Here is an 18739-nt window from a genome sequence, read left to right as displayed (position 1 = left end):
TGCGCAATCTTATTCAGCCAAAGCCTGCAAGACTATTTTTTCAGCATTGATTTCAAGTCAGCAAAGGGATTGTAGGTCGCCGCCGCTTGCTTGGTTTCTGTGGTGCTACCGTAACGGATCAATTCTTCAAAGCGAGAATGTTCGTTGTCATGGCAATAAAGACATAATAATTCCCAGTTTGAACCGTCTGACGGGTTGTTATCGTGGTTATGATCCCTATGATGTACAGTCAGTTCACTTAAGTTTTTTGGGGTAAATTCGCGGGTACAGCGGCCACACACCCAAGGATAGAGTTTTAACGCTTGCTCACGGTAACCGCTCTCACGCTTAGCTTTGTACTCCCGCGCATCGGCTAATACTTTATCTAACTTACTCTGGCCTGGCACTGATGACATAGTGTAATCCCTAAAACAAACCCTAAAAAAATTGCCCCAAGGATAATCCGAGTTATCACTTGGGGCAATATCTCCCGCACTTTGCGGGTTAATGGTGCGCGATTTGTAGACGTAAATGGTTAAGCCGACCTAGGTTACTGGCTTAGTTTACTTAACTTACGTTACTTAGCTTACGTGGGCATGATCGGCATTCGACAGATGCAAATAATGTAAGTATTTTTCATACTGAGTCACCACATCCGCGAGGATTTGCTCTTCGGTATAACCCATCACATCGTAATGCTGACCACCTTGTTCAAGGTACACTTCGGCGCGGTAATACAAGGTATTGCCCTGCTCGATTTCAGTCCCTATTGGGTTAGTGATGTCAAAACAACGCGTTCGTACACCGTAAACAAAGGGCAAATTCACCTCATTGCTGATCACTAGTCGCACGCGGCCATCTAAGTATTCAAGATCGGCCACTATGCCTTTAGCCATAAAGTGTTGACACACCTTAGATAAAGCGGGCGTAGCCACATTATTCAAGAACACTTGCGCTTCTTCATGGGTAGGATGCGAGACTAAAACCCCAATACGCTCTTCCCAGCTCATATTAGTTTTGGCGTATTGCACACTAGTATTGTGTAACTGCACGCTATTAATCTTCAGCCAATCATTTTTCAGGGCTTTAAATAGGCCCAGACACATGAATAGCATCACCACTAAAAACGGCATAGCACTGGCGATTGCCGCCGTTTGCAGCGCCTGTAACCCACCCGCTAACAACAATACCGAAGCAACGACCCCTTGCAACAGTGCCCAAAAGATCCTCTGCCATACGGGGGCATTGTTATCACCACCCGAGGTTAGATTATCAATCACTAAGGATCCCGAATCCGACGAGGTCACAAAGAAAGTAACAACTAAACAAATCGCAATCCCAGAAAGTAATGTAGGAAACGGCATGTGCTCGAAAAACACAAACAAGGCCACTGACACATCGGTATTCACCGCCTCGGCAAGATAGGTCGCGCCGTGATTCATAATCGAATCAATCGCCGTATTACCAAATACCGTCATCCACAGAAAGGTCAGCGCCGATGGCACAAATAACACACCTATCAAAAACTCACGGATGGTACGGCCGCGGCTCACGCGCGCAATAAAGGTACCGACAAAAGGTGACCAAGAAATCCACCAGCCCCAATAGAGCAAGGTCCAGCCGCCGAGCCAATCTTCCTTATGTTCATAAGCGTACAAGTTAAAGGTTTTGCCGACTAAATCACTTAAGTAACTACCGGTGTTCTGCACAAAAGCCTGCAACAGCATAACCGTAGGGCCAAGGATCAAGACGATAAGCAATAAAATAATCGCGAGACCCAGATTGAGTTCGCTTAAGCGTTTCACGCCTTTATCGAGACCAGAAAATACCGATAATGTCGCCAATAAAGTAATGCCGATAATCAAACACACCTGCACCACAGCATTATTGGGTAAGCCTTCGAATAAATAACTCAACCCAGAATTGACCTGCAACACCCCAAAGCCCAGTGATGTCGCCACCCCAAACATAGTGCCAAGCACAGCAAAGGTATCCACTGTATGGCCAATAGGACCATAAATGCGTTCACCAATTAAGGGATAAAGCGCACTTCGCGGCAGTAGCGGTAACTTATGTCGATAAGAGAAATAGGCCAGACTCAATGCCACCACAGCGTAAATCGCCCAAGCATGCAGTCCCCAATGGAAGAAAGTGATCTTCATTGCCTCTTTTGCGGCAATAAGACTCTCAGGGGTTGCATCCGGCGGCGCCAGATAGTGCATAACAGGTTCAGCGACCCCAAAAAACATCAAACCTATGCCCATACCCGCCGAAAACAACATGGCGATCCAGCTTTTATAGCTATAGTCAGGCACTGAATGATCTGGTCCTAGTTTGATATCGCCGAAGCGACTGACCATGACAAATATGATAAAAATCAGGAAAAACGCCACACTTAGAATGTAAAGCCAACCGGCTTTCATTTCTATCCATGACTGCATTGATCTAAAAAAGGTGTTTGCCTCTGTGGGCCATACTGCGCAAATCATCACCATCAAGATGATGAAAAAGACCGACGAATAAAATACCGGCGGATTAATACTAGACTTGATTGACATTGACTCTCCCTATTTCTAGCGGGTTCACACTCCAAATATCTCAACATACCAACGGCGAGATAGGACAAAACTTATACTTAAAATTTGGTTAATACTGCGTGGCTCATCTATGACCAGTATGGGGGAAATCCCAAAGATCATGGCAACGACTCGCTATGGCTAAACGCGACAGGATCTGAACAACGGGATTAACAACACTCGACTTTTTTAAGCCAATGATTGATGGATAAACAGAATTAACACCACTAAGGCAGCTAACACCCACCTTTAGCATAAAACAAATATATTACTAGAATATTCAGCATAAAAAATGGCGACCATATTGGTCGCCAAAAAATTATACCACAAAAATCATCAAATTTAATTTTAAACGCTAAAACGCACAAACCTTCATCGGATTACTTAGTCGGTGACTGCGAGATACCAGCAGTTAAATTGAAGCGCATCGCCTCCTCAAACGACCAATCAACCATAATTAAATCATCCCGCTTAACTAAGCTCGTCACGCCCGCCATTTGATAGCTCAATTGGAACAACACAGGCACCCAATCGCCCTCTGGTAGCGCATCTAACAAGGGCTGTGGCGGCGTATCCGTCATAATAAAGCCCACCACAAAACTGCCATTCGCCTGTTTCACTAACACTGTCTTTTGGCTTGTTGGCTTACCATCACGATTCATCAAAGAGGCGATATCACGGATACTGCCATAAACCGATTTAAACAATGGGAAACGCATCAACTGGCGCTCAAGCCAACCATAAAGCCACACAATCGGGCTGACCGAAAACAGCAGGCCCACGGCAAAAACTAATGCCACCACCAGCATAAATCCCGCGCCGACAAAGTGTTGGTTTATCCCTACCAACTCTAAAATTACAATTCCTAAACCATCTAACGATACAAACAACGACCAAAACAGCCACAAACTCAAGGCCATAGGTAATAGATTCATTAAGCCGCGGGCTAAGGTTTTTTTCATCACACTCTCATTCAGTCATAGGGATACAGAAGGCATAAAATATTTACGCAAAAAAACGCCACAAATGCTACCACAGAGTCACTTTTGCACCAGCACATGATGTAAGGTATCTGACAGTAATAGTCTCAAGCATAGAGATAGCGTTCAAATTCAGAGCCCACTCTGAGCCATTCTAAGGAAAGTAAAATGCGCGTAACCCGCTTAGATCATTTGGTCTTAACCGTAAAAGACATCGCCGTCAGCGTCGAATTTTATCAAACCGTGCTCGGGATGAAAAAAGTGGTATTTGGCAATCAGCGTATTGCGTTAAGTTTTGGCGACCAAAAGATTAACTTGCATCAAGCGGGGGCAGAATTTGAACCTAAAGCCGCAGCAGCCAAGCCCGGCAGTGCCGATCTGTGTTTTGTGGTCAGCCACAACATAGAAGAAGTGATCGCGCATTTAAACGCACTTCAGATTGAAATCATTGAAGGACCAGTGCTACGAACCGGTGCCACAGGCCGGATAAACTCTGTCTATATCCGCGACCCAGATTATAACCTGCTTGAGTTATCAGAATATCTGCCCGCCTGCACTGGGTAAGCGAAGTTAAAAACTTCATTTTTATTAAAGTTTAGTTTCTATATAGTTCTAGCGAGTACGAGGAATATCGACGTTAAGCTTTCAAAACTTCATTTTAATTTTTTAATCAAGAGCTCTATTCGCCCTGCGGCACTCCGAGGGGATGGCGTATTCCTTGGGATTTTGAGTCATTAGAACGCAATTAATCAGCAAAAAAGTAAGCAAGCGAAATAAGAAAGCTAAAACAATATCAAGTGATTACCCATCAAACTGTATAAAAAACCGCTACCGCAAAAAAGCAAATTCCTATAGCATCATTTATACCATTTGACATGGATGTGGCAGCGGCCATATTTGAGATTGAGCCAAGAAGTGATTTATGCCCTGCAAACAGCGCAACGCATAAATACTAAGACGTTAGAGTACATAAGGAATAAACTCAGTGCGTGATTTGAAATTTATACTTCAACAAAAGTATGAAACAAGTAGAGCGTTAGTTATTGGCATAAACCAATACAAGAGTGTTTCGCCTTTGAGTTATGCAGTAAATGATGCTCGTGAAGTCAGTGAGATTCTTGTAGAAGAACTTGGCTTCGAACAGAATAATGTCACATACCTTGTAGACCAAAATGCAACAAAATCTAACATACTTAAATCATTTCTACGGTTTTCAAACGACGATGTAAAAGTAGATGACCGATTATTTGTCTTCTTTGCAGGCCACGGCCACACAAGATCAGGAGTAAAGGGTGAAGTTGGCTACCTAGTTCCCTATGACGCTGATATGGCTGACTATTCTACATTTATTCGCTGGGACGAATTAACTAGAAACGCCGAGTTAGTTCGGGCAAAGCATATCTTATTCGTAATGGATGCATGCTATGGCGGTCTCGCCGTTCACAGGGATCTGCGGCCAGGCAGCAGCAGATTCCTAAGGGATATGTATCAAAGATTTTCAAGGCAGGTAATTACCGCTGGAAAGGCTAATGAAGTTGTCGCCGATGCTGGTGGTCCGCTGCCTAACCATTCGGTCTTTACGGGCCATTTTATCGAAGGAATTAGAGGTAAAGCTTCAAACGAATACGGCGTTATCACTGCGAGTGGTTTAATGGCTTACGTTTATTCAAAAGTGTCAAATGACATAAATTCAGATCAAACACCGCATTACGGCCAGTTTGATGGTGACGGTGATTTTATAATTTCAGTACCAGTAAAAGAAACTGTTGAAAATGATGGAACGAAAGATACCGATGAGCTAATCACCATTCAGTACGTAGATGAAGTTAGATCTTCAAAAACAACTGAAGAAAAAGTGGGATACGTTAAAGAACTTATATCTTCAAATAATTCACAAATTAAACTCCATGACTTTGCAATAGAAGAAGTTCGTCGCTTCTTATCTGCCACTAGTGAAGATAGCTTTGCTACTAGTGGCCAATTCTCTCAAGAAGAGTTTTTGGAGCGTATATCATCTTATGAGCTTTATTCGAAAGATCTCTCCATGATAGTGGCTTGTCTCTCACACTGGGCAAACGAGATCCAATTAAACTCACTGACAAAGATTATTTCTAGATCTTGCGACCGCTTATTAGAGAGCCGCGGGGGATTGGTGATTTGGGTAAACCTAAGGTGGTATCCACTTCTTTTAGTAATGTACCATGCTGGAATTGCTGCTTTAGAGGGAAAAAATTACAAAAGCTTAGCTTCAATTTTTTTTACAAAGCTGGGGTCAACTGATTACGACAGCAGCGCTTCATATTTTGTACACAAGGCCGGCAATGCCGCAGGTGATTTGGCAGATGCATTCAAAAAAATTCCTGATCACGAACGCCAATACACCCCCTTGAGTGAATACCTGTATAAGTTAGTCCAGCCAGAACTAGACGACATGCTTTTCCTTGGTAAGGGGTATGAGGATGTCTTTGACGAATTCGAGGTCCTTTTCGCGTTAGTTGTGGCTGACCTCAGGAAACAAGAAGACAGCCATTTTTGGGGGCCAATAGGTAGGTTTGGTTGGAAAAATCGCAGGGGTCGTATTTCTCCTTTTCAAAAGTTGAGAAATGAGGCGGCTCAGCATAGAAATGATTGGGGACCTATAAAAGCTGGGATGTTCGGAGGTCAATACGAAAGGTATGAAGAGGTAGCCGAACTTTATCAAAAAGAGATATTGACCAACCTAAGATGGTATTAAACTCTAACAAACGGCTCCACGCAGACGCCTAAAACTGCCCTAAACAATATGGAGTAACTATGTCAGGAATCGAGTGGAATGAAGAAACCGTGCCAACCCTTGGCAGGGTATTTCTTCGACATGTGATTGATCACATGCGCGGACATTCCAAATCAACAGTACGTTTTGGTAAAACAGGACAAGGCATCATGCCAAACTATCAGGTGATATTCCCGAATGGTGTAACAAGGACTCTACGCGGGTCATCCCACGATACATTTGAACAAGCTGATGCCTTTGATGAAGAGCGAATCTCTCGTCCATTCTCGCTGGCTGAAATTCATAGGGCCTACGACAAGGCCTAATAACTGGTTCAAACCACTAGCTGCGCTCACTGGGACGGGCTAAAGTCCGTCCCTTAACCAAACGTTAATCCATAGAAATTCTAATCCGAAACTCACGAATTAGATCTAAAAGTCTAACTCGGAAATATCCAAAAGCATGTTGCGTATGTCTTTTAAATCTACAGATTACACGAATGCACAAAAGGTGAGCCATGGTGATTAGCGAGACGACCGTCCGCCCCATGGACGGGGCGGTCGAGCATCCAAGGACGGACTTGAACAACATCCCTATTTAACAGCCAGTTCGCCGTCCATGGCTCTCGTTCATAAGCTCAGAAACCCTAGGTTTCTATTCACCGTGTCGGTGAGTAAGTACCATGGCAAGCCTGTATGTGTGGATACCAGCCAACGCCTAGCAACTAAAATGACAGTTCACTCAGCTATACTAGCCTGCAGAATTTCCCAATGCGTTTTTACCAAATCGAATTGACTCATCATTGCTATTAGTACTGTCAAATCAGTCTATAAAAGCAGTCGGCATTTATTAAGCCGCATTTAAAAGCCCTAAAAGCAAAACGCTCCACAGAGACTGCGGAGCGTTGTATTCAGCGAATGGCATTACAATAGCAGATTAATACTTGTGTTAGCCTTTCATGTCCTTTTCCATATCTTCGTAGGAAGTATGGCGAACGTCTTTGCCTTTCACGTAGTAGATAATGTATTCACAAATATTTTTACAGCGGTCACCGACACGCTCAACTGCGCGTGCAGCCCATAATACGTCGAGTATGTCTGGGATTGAACGCGGATCTTCCATCATATAGGTCATTAACTGGCGAATAATGCCTTCATATTCACGGTCAAGCTTAGCATCTTCTTTATGCAGCTCTAACGCGGTATCGGCATCCATACGGGCCAAGGCATCTAAAGTCGCATGCAACATCCGAGTCGCATGACGCCCCATATTTTCAATGCTAACTAACAAAGGCTGCTGATTATTCAAACGTTTATCTAATGCCGCTTTTGCAATCCGCACACAGGCATCACCAATACGCTCAAGATCGGCGATAGTTTTTGAAATAGCGATAATCAAGCGTAAATCACTGGCCGCAGGTTGACGCTTAGCAATAATACGCGTGCATTCTTCGTCAATGGAGACTTCCATCGCATTGACTTTATGATCGCCTGCAATCACCCGCTGAGCTAACTCGGCATCGAGGGCACTTAAGGCATCAATCGCTTGCTCTAGCTGACGTTCAACCAAGCCACCCATGGCGAGCACTCGATTACGGATATCATCCAGCTCAGCGGTGAACTGACCCGAAATGTGCTTACTTAAATTCATGTTTTCCATTGCGTTCCAACCTGTTACTTAACTGTTGACCCATACCAAGCCGTGGTGGCCTTATCCGATACTCAAGCGATTAACCGTAACGTCCTGTGATGTAATCTTCAGTCTTACGTTTTTTCGGCGTGGTGAAAATCGTATTAGTATCAGCATATTCAACTAATTCACCCATATACATAAAGGCCGTTTGATCCGATACCCGCGCCGCCTGTTGCATGTTGTGAGTCACGATAACCACAGTGTATTTCGTCTTAAGCTCAGTGATTAACTCTTCAATCGTCAGCGTCGAAATCGGATCGAGTGCCGATGTTGGTTCGTCGAGTAATAACACTTCTGGCTCAATGGCTATCGCCCGGGCAATCACCAGACGTTGCTGTTGACCGCCAGATAAACCAAAGGCGTTATCGTGCAATCTGTCTTTAACTTCGTCCCAAATCGCCGCGCCGCGCAATGAACGCTCAGCCGCTTCGTCGAGTTCACGACGGTTATTCAGCCCTTGCAATCTCAAGCCATAAACAACGTTTTCGTAAATCGACTTAGGGAAAGGATTTGGGCGTTGGAACACCATACCGACATTACGGCGCAGGGCCGCGACGTCGATTTTCTTGTCGTAAATATTCTGGCCGTGCAGCAAGATCTCGCCGCCAATATGACAATTATCAACTAAGTCATTCATGCGGTTAATACAGCGCAATAGTGTCGATTTACCACAACCACTGGGGCCGATAAAGGCAGTGACTTGCTTCTTGGGGATCTTCATCGATACATTAAACAGCGCTTGCTTATCACCATAGCGCAAATCTAAGTTACGGATCTCCAGCGCGGTGTCGTTCTGGCTTAAGTTAGCTAAATCAAAGTTATTGGTTTTCATTGCTGTCGAATCTATAGAAATCATATTTAGTCCTAATACTTTCAGGATAATCGCTGATTAGTGCTCAAGCGAACGATATTTTTCACGTAAGTGGTTACGCACGCTAATGGCCGTCAAGTTGAGTGCCACAATCACAGACACCAGCAAGAAAGAGGTCGCATACACCAGAGGACGTGCCGCTTCAACGTTAGGACTCTGGAAGCCCACATCATATATATGGAACCCTAAGTGCATGAACTTACGTTCTAAATGCACAAACGGGAAGTTAAAGTCCAGTGGTAATGTTGGCGCTAATTTCACGACACCCACCAACATCAGTGGTGCCACTTCACCGGCAGCACGAGCGACCGCTAAAATCAAACCTGTCATGATCGCTGGACTCGCCATCGGGATCACAATCCGCCACAGGGTTTCAGCCTTAGTCGCGCCCAATGCCAAACTACCTTGACGTACTGCGCTTGGAATACGACTTAACCCTTCTTCAGTCGACACAATAACCACAGGCAGCGTCAAAATCGCGAGGGTTAATGCCGACCAAATCACCCCTGGCGAACCAAAGGTAGGAGCAGGCAAAGCTTCAGCGTAAAACAATTGATCGATGGAACCGCCCATCATGTACACGAAGAAACCTAAACCGAATACACCATACACAATCGAGGGCACACCCGCTAAGTTGATTACCGCAATACGGATCATCTTAGTAATAGGGCCTTTCTTAGCATATTCATGTAGATAAACCGCCGCAACCACGCCAAATGGCGTCACGATAACCGCCATCAACATCACCATAAATACAGTGCCGAAAATCGCGGGGAACACGCCGCCCTCAGTGTTGGCTTCACGCGGATCGTCACTCATAAAGCGTCCAATACCGACAAACCACTTACCAATTTTGCCTATGAGTCCTAAGTGATTCACATAGGTCACATCAAGAACGGTATCGAGCTTCAGTTCAACTTCTTCGCCGCGCATATCTCGGACAATAACCGAGTCACGCGCCGCATCATCACGCAGGGCAAATAACGCTTTTTCAAGCACTAAGTAATCTTCTTGCAGTTGAGCTCTCTTGGCGACCAACTCAGCTTTAATACTGTCGGTCAGTTCCCCATCCAGCTCGAAACGACGCTCCTGCAAACGCAATTTTTCAATGGCGTAGTTAATCGAGCCAATATCTTGCTTCTGCAAATCGACCGCTTTGTCCGATAAGGCAACTGCGCGTTCGATATGCTCCATTAAGGAAGATTCAATCGCATCATTCACTAAATCGAGACGCTTGCCATTTTCAATCACAGCTATCGGATAACCGTAGAAGTTACCGTTTTTAGCCCGCTCGATCAGTGCGACCTCGCTTGGCACAGAACGGCTAACAATGTCCGTACCTAATATCCAGCGGAAATCCAAACCCACAAATTCACGGTTACCGGTTTTCACTAAGTAACGGGTCACAAACTCGCCCGGATGTTGCTTAAACACGTGTCCAGCAGCAATCAAACGCTCAGTCGGTACTTCTTCCCTATCGTAAACCTCACCAATTAAGGTCGAACGTACACCCGTGTTATCTTCAAGCTCCCACTGGTAAACGGTTGCAGGCCAAAAGTAACTTAAGCCGCGCCATGCGATTAACAATAATAAGCCTAAGACGGCAATCAAACTGATGCTCACGGCACCGCCCGTCATCCATATCCATGGCGAGCCTGATTTTACCCACTTACCCATTGCACAAACCTCTCAAGGTCACTGGCGAAATAGTATTTAATGTCATTGTCTTATCCCCGTTACAGCGAGCTATAGCGTTCACGTAGACGCTGTCTCACCACTTCTGCAATGGTGTTAAAGAAGAATGTAAAGATGAATAGTACGAACGCAGCAAGGAAGAGCACACGATAATGCGAGCTACCGATAGCCGATTCAGGCATTTCAACCGCAATGTTTGCCGCCAAGGTTCGCATCCCTTCGAACACACTCCATTCCATGATGGCAGTGTTACCAGTGGCCATCAGTACGATCATGGTCTCGCCAACGGCGCGGCCAAGGCCCATCATAATGGCCGAGAAAATTCCCGGACTGGCGGTTAACAACACCACGCGTGTCAATGTCTGCCAAGGCGTCGCACCTAAGGCTAAGCTGCCGTTAGATAAATGACGCGGTACAGAGAAAATGGCATCTTCAGCGATGGAGAAAATCGTTGGGATCACCGCAAAGCCCATGGCAATACCGACCACCAGCGCGTTACGTTGGTCGAAGGTGATCCCCAGTTCGTTAGTGATGAATTGACGGGTATTACCATCAAACAGCGCCACTTCGATGATTGGGCTGACCGCAAAAGAGAACCACCCCACGAAACAGACCACAGGGATCAACATCAGCTCTTGGTACACTTCGGGTAAACGTTGTTTCCACTTACCCGGCAACCTACTCCAGCCATAGGCAGATGTGAGTATCGAGGTCGGCAATAAGATCAGTAGAATTAAAATGCCGGGGAGATGCTCTTCAATCAGTGGCGCTAACCACAGACCCGCCAAGAAACCTAAAATCACCGTTGGTAAAGCTTCCATGATTTCAATGGTCGGTTTCACGAAACCGCGCACTTTAGGCGACATAAAGTAAGCAGTGTAAATCGCACCAGCAACGGATAAAGGCACGGCAAATAACATGGCATAAAATGCCGCTTTCATTGTGCCGTAGGCCAATGGCATTAAGCTCAGCTTAGCTTCGAAATCGTCAGAACCTGAGGTCGATTGCCATACATATTTAGGCTCTGGATAACCTTCATACCACACTTTGTCCCACATAGCGCTCCATGACACTTCTGGGTGGGAGTTTTCCACACTGAAGATATGCAGCTTTTTGTCCGCCTCAACGACTATGCCATTTGAGCGTGGGGTAAAGCCCATTTTACCGGGGTTTTTAAGGTCAAACTTTGCATCAAACAGTTCACGATGACTCGTGGTATAGAGTAGTGTTAGCTCACCCTCAGGGCTCACTGTCGCGAAACTCTTACGATAAAACTCAGAGGCAATCGAACTAATGGGCGGTAAGTCATCAAACTGACGAATCTCTTGATATAAACGCCCTTTTTCACCATTAACTTGGAAGTACTGCGCCACAATACCTGTGTCATAACTGACCAGTAATGAACTCGCTCCCGCCAGCAAAGCCACGTTATTGACTTGTGCCTTAGCACGTTCAACATCAATCACCTGCAGCAGATCTAAGCTGTCAGTATCACGGATGTCATACACGAAAATTTTATTGCCAGTTTGCAACATCAATTGACGTTGATCGGGCGTCATCAGCTCATGGGAGACTTTCTTCGGCGCATCTTGAATTTGTGACGTCGTAGAAACCCACTCCACTTCTTCAGTCATCATGTTCTCTTGCCCTTCGAGACGAGTGAGGCGCCAAACACCACTTTCATCTTGATAAGCAAAACTCATTTTGTCTGAGCTATAAGTGAAGGTCAGCTTATGAATCGCGCTGCCCGTCTCATCGACGGTAATGGGGGTTTCACCTGCGGGATAACGCAGTTTAGGTGTGATTAAACGTTTGTTATTGGGGTACGTTAAACCAAACTCTAGGCCCGCCACTATGACCTGACCATTACTTAATCCCAGCGCAAAACGTTGTTCGCTCGGTACAGCAACGGCGGCGCTGGTGACGGTAACACCCGCTGGTAACGTCGGGGTAAAGCTAGAAAGTAAGCTACCGTCGGCAACAGTATAGAAGTCCACTTGACCATGAACACTCACACGGTACATCACCTCATTTTGCTCTTCAGCACCCACCATTAAGGTCGGCACATCCGCGTGTTGATAGCTCACACTCTTAACGGGTGTGACATCAGCACTGTCGAAAATGGGTTTAATCACATACAACAGATAAAAGAAGATCAACAATAAGGCGACAAATACCATAGTGCCGCCGATAGTGACGCTGATTTGCGCCGCTTTATCCTTAAATGCCCTGCGATTCGAGCGTCCGCCTTTAAGCATACTGTGCGATGCAGAACCAGGTTGAGTGACCTGACTTTCCATTAAGAACCTCTATTATTAATAGCTAGCGAGTTTTTTCGCTAGGATTTGCCGAGTGCTATGCTTACACTGTTTGAACGTAAACTGAGCAATAACAACATCCTTTATTCTAAGTGCGTTGGATTATATGACGCAAAGATGACAGTTGTGTTACACCCCGTTTTAAAACAGGTGCCTTTTACAAAAAATAGGAGTCAGTCACTATGCTACGATACTTAATCACATTACAAGCACCTGATAGAAAAGGATTAGTAGAACAAATCGCCCATGCTGTGAGTCGTCATGGCGGCAACTGGCTCGACTCAGAATTACGCCATATTGACGGTGTCTTTGCCGCGATATTGTTACTCGAAGTGCCGTCACTGCGCATGGACGAGCTCATTGAGGCCCTAGAATGCATCGATAGCCTGTCCCTCACCTACTCCAAAACCTCGGTCGCTCTTAAGCCCATCAAACGCTTAAGTTACAACCTAGTGGCCTATGACAGACCCGGACTCGTGCTCGATATATCCAATAAAATCAATGCAATTGGCATCAATGTCGAGCAGTTTAGTAGTCAATATGAAACCGCAGGCCACACAGGCATAGCTTTGTTTCGGGCAACCATTGGCCTTGGACTCACAGATCTCGCCCAAGAAGATCAACTGGTAGAATCCCTCTATGCTCTTGGGGATGATCTCGTGCTCGATAGATTAAGCCGTTAATCTTGTTTACTTTTACGGCGAGCTAACACTTAGCACACCAATATATTTAGAGAGCGCACTCGCAATAGCACTTTCAAACAGCACTTAAAGTGCGCTTAAAAACAATGCTTAAAAACCGACATTCGCGGAAAGGTGTTCAAATTAAGTTAAGCCAGTGCAATCAATACTGGATAGTTGGAATGCGCATAGGAATCTGGCAAGTGGGTTTGTAAGTTGATGTCATCATTTAAAATTTATTAACCCTATAATAATGCTTAATATTTTTACTATAAAAAGCCCACAAAACCCGATTACTGAACCATAAACACACTAACACCAACAAAATTTAATGTTGTAACTGCCTTTCGATTCATGCTCCCTTGGTAGAATAACCCACGAAACACCATAGCTCAGGTTCAAAATTGCCGCTTTCGAGCTTTACCATCTTTATGTTTTATCAATTATTTTAGGGAGTAGTACGTATGGAGCAGTTATACGAACTGGCCCAAGCCATGATACACAATGATCTGGCGGTTTTAGCCAATCCTAAAATCGCCCTCATGGTCAGCGCATTAATTTGTGGCTTTTTAGTGTTAGAAAATGGCTTTATTCCCACCGCATTTTTACCCGGAGATAGCCTACTCTTTCTCACTGGAGTGCTGATTTATCAAGATATTCTTCATATCGGTATTATGCCGTTATTGGTTCTAGCAACCTTTACAGGTACAGCTATAGGTTATTTACAGGGTCGATTTTTAGGGCATACCCAAATTTACCAAAAACTGCTGTCGAATATTGATATCAAACATCAGAAAAAAGCGACCCACCTAATTGATAACTATGGAGTGATAACCCTGCTACTCGCACGTTATATTCCTTTTGTTCGTACCGTTTACCCCTATATTTTAGGTGCAACGGGTATTTCTTCCCGTCGTTTTTTACTCATTAACTTCATCAGTTCAATGGTGTGGATTTTTTCCGTTGTTGGTTTTGGGTATCTCATTAGCCATACCCAATTAGCAACAAAATACCAAACACAATTTATGAGCATAATCATTTACTTACCAGTAGCCTTGCTTACTTTCGGTATTATTGCCTTAGTGTACAAATGGTTAAGTAAAACAAAAGAGGTTTAGGTGCACTCAGTCAATCGACTCACTTAGCAAAAATTCCTATCTAAACTGACTTGGATAATCTTGTATACTGACGGCCACGCAATGACGATATAACGAAAGCGTGCACTAGAACGCATAATGAGCGACTAAGCTGCACCAGAACGCAACACATTAGGATGACCATGTTAGGAACGCTAAAAAAGATGCGCGTGCAGTTAGATGACGCGCAACAAGTGCAATATCAACTCGTTGTTGGTGATGAGTTACTCCCGCTCAATCCATTGATAGGCAAGCAATTAACCTTGACCCACACGGGTAATATCTTCTGCTGCAACTGTGGTAAAAAGAGCAAGAAGAGTTACTCGCAGGGCCATTGTTTTGTCTGTATGCAAAAGTTGGCGAGTTGCGATATGTGCATCATGAAGCCGGAAACTTGTCATTACGACCAAGGCACTTGCCGCGAACCAGAGTGGGCCCAGAGCCACTGTTTTGTGCCGCATTATGTCTACTTGTCAAATACCTCGGGCGTTAAAGTCGGCATTACCCGCCACACTCAACTGCCCACCCGTTGGATTGACCAAGGTGCTACCCAAGGTTTACCGATTTTTAAAGTCTCAGCAAGGCAGCTCTCAGGCTTAGTCGAAGTAGAATTGGCAAAACTGGTTAATGATAAAACCCATTGGCAAGCCATGTTAAAAGGCCATGCCGACGATATTGATTTAAATGCTAAGGCTTCGGAACTGATCCCACAAATTGAGGCTAAGTTACACGAAATCGGCATGCAAAAAGGCGATTACAGTATCGAGCGTTTGCACGAAACGATTCAGCCAATTCATTATCCAATTGACACCTTTCCGAAGAAGATCACTTCGCACAATTTCGATAAAGATGTGGTCGTCAGCGGAATTTTGCAGGGGATCAAAGGGCAGTATTTAATGTTTGATACGGGCGTGATTAACATTCGTAAGTTTTCATCCTACGAGATCACAGTCGAGCACGACTGAAACAGTCTGAAATCAAAATGGAACTTCCCTCCATTAAAATGAAAAAGCGCGGCAGTTTTCACTGCCGCGCCCTTTATTGAGATGGCTGTCACTAAAGTACCATGTCCCACAGTTCAAAAATGGGAGCTAGCACCACAAACATGGGACCAAGACACCTCAATTAAGCACTAATCCCGTTTATCTGGCGAATGCTCCAACCAAAATGCTGACTCAATTCACTTAGAACTGAACTAAAGCTCAAACGCTGGCTAAGGAGCCACATTAACCGACGGCATATTGGCCAACATACTGGCAATGAGACTGTCGAAATTTTCGGTTAGCTCATCCATCTTTTTAATGTTGCCAAAACCTTGGGCAAGCACTCGCCAAATTGGCTCATCAACGCCCTGTATTTTAGTGGGTTTAAAGAGCGCTATCACCACGGTACCTTTGTCATACTTTTGGGTATTCACACCGTCGGTTGACAGCCCAGCGACTAACCCTGTCACTGCCAAAATTTGTTCATCGCTCATTTCAGTTCCCATAGCGACGCCAAAGCCAACCTGAAAATCCGCCAGTAGTGGATCTTCAACCCAGCGATATCCCTTACTCTGCAAAGTTTGCTTTAATACGGCTTGCATGTGTTGCAACACTGGCTGCGGATCTAAGCGTTTATCTGTGATGATTTTTTGAAATTTAGGATGCCAAGTGAATGTCATTGCCGTTGACGGTAATTCACTGAGATCACCAGACATCACGATTGTGGTTCGCAACGGCTGCGCCGCGTTATCCGTCACAGTTACGCACCCAGTAAGACCTAAAACGCTGCTAAAAAGCAGTATTAACACTCTCAAATACCGACTTAACACTCGGTCGGGAGCCCAGCAAGGAACTCGACTGAACTGTCGATTTAGCACTCCACTTAGCTCACTATTTAATGATGGATTCATCATGCCCTGTTACCTCAATCTATAAAATGCTGTCTAAGGATAGTTGCTATTACTAAAACTGAAAGCTGATATCCATCATAGTGTTAAATCAGCATATTCCAATATATCTTGATTTTCGTACTAACACAGAAAACCATCAAACTGCGCTAGCCCTATTCTCACGCCATTAATCCCATCGAGGCATGTACATATTTTGTTATTCTTTTTAGTTTATAAACTCACTATGTCGTATAGGCGCGGCAACATTTAATCGCTAGAATGCCTCGCCTGCGTTGCAATCAAATGTCGCAATTATAAATAATAGCAACACAGTATTGCGTAACGTCAGATGAGTAAATCGCAGGCTCAATGCGGCAAATAATCACAATGCCATAAAACTAAAATAAAAGGTGTGGATCTATCTATGGAGTTAATACTCGCTATCGCGTTGTTTGCCTTTTCATCGGGGATCACCCCAGGGCCTAACAATATTATGCTGATGACCTCAGGGGTAAACTTTGGCGTAAAACGCAGTATTCCGCATCTTATGGGAATAAGCCTTGGCTTCCCGACTATGATCCTCGCGATAGGTTTGGGCTTGAGCGCCCTATTCCAAAGCTATCCTATCATCCATCAAGTGATTAAAGTCGTCGGCATAGGTTACCTTTTGTATCTGTCTTGGTTGATTGCCAACAGCAGTAGCAAGATGGAAGGCAAAGCCATTGCTAAACCCTTCAGTTTTATCCAAGCCGCGGCCTTTCAATGGGTCAACCCTAAGGGCTGGATCATGGCCGTGGGCGCGATTGCGACGTTCACGTCAGTACAGCAGGATTTGACCCCGCAGGTCATCACTATCGCAACGGTATTTTTGTGCGTCGCCTTTCCCTGCGCTATCGTCTGGCTCGGCTTTGGTGTGGCCCTTAAACGCATTTTAAAAAATGAGCGCCAACAGAAGATTTTTAATATCAGCATGGCGCTCTTGCTTGTGGCGTCTATCATCCCTATGATCGCCCCCTAATTTTTAAGCACGAGCAAACGACCGCCATGAACGAAATTGACATGATCACTCAACAAACCGACGACTGGGTGAAAAAAGTGATCATGAAATACAATATTTGCCCCTTCGCCAGACAAGAAGTCGAACGCGGCAGTATTCGGTATTTGGTGGTGGAACAAACTAAAGCCAAACTCGTACTCAAGGCATTGATTGAAGAATGCCAATACCTCGACGCCCACCCCGAAGCCGAAACCACACTGTTTATTCTACCCCGTGGTTTTGAGGGGTTTTATGCTTATCTCGACCTTATCGACATGGCAACCGATACGCTTATCGAACACGAGTACGAAGGCACTTACCAACTCGCCACCTTCCACCCAGACTATTGTTTCGATGGCGAACCACAGGACGGGGCAGCCAACTTCACCAACCGCGCGCCCTACCCAACCCTGCACATCATCCGCGAAGCCAGCATGGAGTTAGCCCTTGCTAACTACAACGATCCCGAAACCATCCCAGAGCGCAATATCGCCTTTTGCGAACGCAAAGGCAGCGACTTTTTCGTCAAACTGTTAGCAGAGTGCATGGGGAAATAGCTTCGTTTCTTTAAACAACAGAAAGCAGTTATACAAAGCAAGACAGGGTTTATTGGGCTGTTGACGTTATTCCAAGTTAGACATTAAGCACTATCATTCCAGTGACTCGCCGTGAACTCATCCATGAGGGCTCGACGCTGTAGGATCCCCTCATAATTCATAACCCCAACAACCATGAATTAATGAGAGTTCAGCTAGTTTCTTCGCAGCACAAAGCAAATTATCTGCTGATATGGGGTAATCATGCCGTCGCCGCAGCAGTTCTTTGCCCATCCTGATTGTTGATAGCACATTCCTTTTCTTTATCGTGTTTGCTTGGAAGTGCCGCTGTAATTGCTGTGTTTCCCCGTATAATCCTACCCACCAAAATGCCAGTTGCACCAATAATGCTATCAATAGCAGTATATCCATCCTCGCCGCGTAACGTGTTCTGCTATGACGTAAACCAAAGCCATAAGCGGGACTTTTTAAATCTCTAAAGGTTTCTTCTATTTGCATCCGCTTTTGGTAAATATTAACCAGTTTTTGAGGCGACATGGCTTCCATGGTCAAGTTAGTCACCAGTGCCCAAGGCTCTTTGGCGGTCAACTCATA

Annotated in this window: 17 protein-coding genes; 8 read left to right on the top strand and 9 right to left on the bottom strand. The window is 44.9% G+C overall.

Features of this window, described 5'->3' with window-relative positions:
- Positions 1-32: 32 nt before the first annotated feature.
- The 3 genes from GWI56_RS03600 to GWI56_RS03590 all read right to left on the bottom strand — a co-directional run bounded on the left by GWI56_RS03600 (position 33) and on the right by GWI56_RS03590 (position 3517).
- Entirely contained in the window at positions 33-395 is a 363-nt protein-coding gene (locus GWI56_RS03600; RefSeq protein ID WP_028760525.1) for a YajD family HNH nuclease, read from the bottom strand.
- A gap of 165 nt (positions 396-560) precedes the next feature.
- Complete coding sequence (locus tag GWI56_RS03595) at positions 561-2537, bottom strand: BCCT family transporter (protein ID WP_105249669.1); 1977 nt, start codon at positions 2535-2537, stop codon at positions 561-563.
- A gap of 398 nt (positions 2538-2935) precedes the next feature.
- A complete protein-coding gene (locus GWI56_RS03590; RefSeq protein WP_028760527.1) occupies positions 2936-3517 on the bottom strand; it encodes a DUF502 domain-containing protein in 582 nt (193 codons plus the stop codon).
- A gap of 186 nt (positions 3518-3703) precedes the next feature.
- Here GWI56_RS03590 and GWI56_RS03585 point away from each other — a divergent pair, with 186 nt between their 5' ends.
- The 3 genes from GWI56_RS03585 (at position 3704) to GWI56_RS03575 (ending at position 6613) form a co-directional block, all read left to right on the top strand.
- Positions 3704-4099: a VOC family protein gene (locus GWI56_RS03585; RefSeq protein WP_028760528.1), complete on the top strand. Its 396-nt coding sequence runs from the start codon at positions 3704-3706 to the stop codon at positions 4097-4099.
- A 421-nt stretch (positions 4100-4520) separates the two neighbouring features.
- On the top strand, positions 4521-6269 hold the full coding sequence (locus GWI56_RS03580; protein WP_198572160.1) for a caspase family protein: 1749 nt from the start codon (positions 4521-4523) through the stop codon (positions 6267-6269).
- 59 nt (positions 6270-6328) lie between these two features.
- Positions 6329-6613 (top strand): hypothetical protein, encoded by a 285-nt coding sequence (locus tag GWI56_RS03575; protein ID WP_198572159.1) that lies wholly within the window; start codon positions 6329-6331, stop codon positions 6611-6613.
- 622 nt (positions 6614-7235) lie between these two features.
- On the opposite strand, the gene phoU is transcribed toward GWI56_RS03575, so the two are convergent.
- The 4 genes from phoU to GWI56_RS03555 all read right to left on the bottom strand — a co-directional run bounded on the left by phoU (position 7236) and on the right by GWI56_RS03555 (position 12845).
- Positions 7236-7946, bottom strand: a complete 711-nt coding sequence (phoU, locus tag GWI56_RS03570) for a phosphate signaling complex protein PhoU (protein WP_028760530.1) — start codon at positions 7944-7946, stop codon at positions 7236-7238.
- Positions 7947-8016: 70 nt separating this feature from the next.
- Positions 8017-8835, bottom strand: a complete 819-nt coding sequence (gene pstB / locus GWI56_RS03565) for a phosphate ABC transporter ATP-binding protein PstB (protein ID WP_028760531.1) — start codon at positions 8833-8835, stop codon at positions 8017-8019.
- Positions 8836-8868: 33 nt separating this feature from the next.
- Positions 8869-10527 (bottom strand): phosphate ABC transporter permease PstA, encoded by a 1659-nt coding sequence (gene pstA / locus GWI56_RS03560; protein WP_028760532.1) that lies wholly within the window; start codon positions 10525-10527, stop codon positions 8869-8871.
- A gap of 59 nt (positions 10528-10586) precedes the next feature.
- Entirely contained in the window at positions 10587-12845 is a 2259-nt protein-coding gene (locus GWI56_RS03555; protein ID WP_198572158.1) for an ABC transporter permease subunit, read from the bottom strand.
- Between the two features lie 200 nt (positions 12846-13045).
- On the opposite strand from GWI56_RS03555, the gene GWI56_RS03550 reads away from it, so the two are divergent.
- From GWI56_RS03550 to GWI56_RS03540, 3 genes are all read left to right on the top strand, one after another.
- On the top strand, positions 13046-13546 hold the full coding sequence (locus tag GWI56_RS03550; RefSeq protein ID WP_198572157.1) for an ACT domain-containing protein: 501 nt from the start codon (positions 13046-13048) through the stop codon (positions 13544-13546).
- Between the two features lie 461 nt (positions 13547-14007).
- The gene (locus tag GWI56_RS03545) at positions 14008-14661 is read left to right on the top strand and encodes a DedA family protein (RefSeq protein ID WP_198572156.1); all 654 of its coding nucleotides are present in this window, start codon (positions 14008-14010) and stop codon (positions 14659-14661) included.
- Positions 14662-14822: 161 nt separating this feature from the next.
- Positions 14823-15644, top strand: coding sequence for a DUF2797 domain-containing protein (locus GWI56_RS03540; RefSeq protein WP_198572155.1), 822 nt, complete (start codon positions 14823-14825; stop codon positions 15642-15644).
- A gap of 248 nt (positions 15645-15892) precedes the next feature.
- Here the strand turns inward: GWI56_RS03540 and GWI56_RS03535 are convergent, their stop codons facing one another.
- Positions 15893-16576 carry a DUF4136 domain-containing protein gene (locus GWI56_RS03535; RefSeq protein WP_198572154.1) on the bottom strand — a complete coding sequence of 228 codons (684 nt, stop codon included), beginning with the start codon at positions 16574-16576 and terminating at the stop codon, positions 15893-15895.
- A gap of 400 nt (positions 16577-16976) precedes the next feature.
- Between GWI56_RS03535 and GWI56_RS03530 the strand changes: the two genes are divergently transcribed.
- Together GWI56_RS03530 and GWI56_RS03525 are read left to right on the top strand one after the other, a co-directional pair.
- Entirely contained in the window at positions 16977-17570 is a 594-nt protein-coding gene (locus GWI56_RS03530; RefSeq protein WP_113938904.1) for a LysE family translocator, read from the top strand.
- 26 nt (positions 17571-17596) lie between these two features.
- Entirely contained in the window at positions 17597-18145 is a 549-nt protein-coding gene (locus tag GWI56_RS03525) for a DUF1415 domain-containing protein (protein WP_198572153.1), read from the top strand.
- Between the two features lie 150 nt (positions 18146-18295).
- On the opposite strand, the gene GWI56_RS03520 is transcribed toward GWI56_RS03525, so the two are convergent.
- Positions 18296-18739, bottom strand: a 444-nt coding sequence (locus tag GWI56_RS03520; protein ID WP_198572152.1) for an IS4 family transposase, incomplete at its 5' end; no start/stop codon positions are given.

Source organism: Shewanella sp. DW31 (assembly GCF_015767295.1).
Classification (GTDB): Bacteria; Pseudomonadota; Gammaproteobacteria; order Enterobacterales; family Shewanellaceae; genus Shewanella; species Shewanella oncorhynchi.
This window is presented reverse-complemented; position numbering and strand designations above follow the sequence as displayed.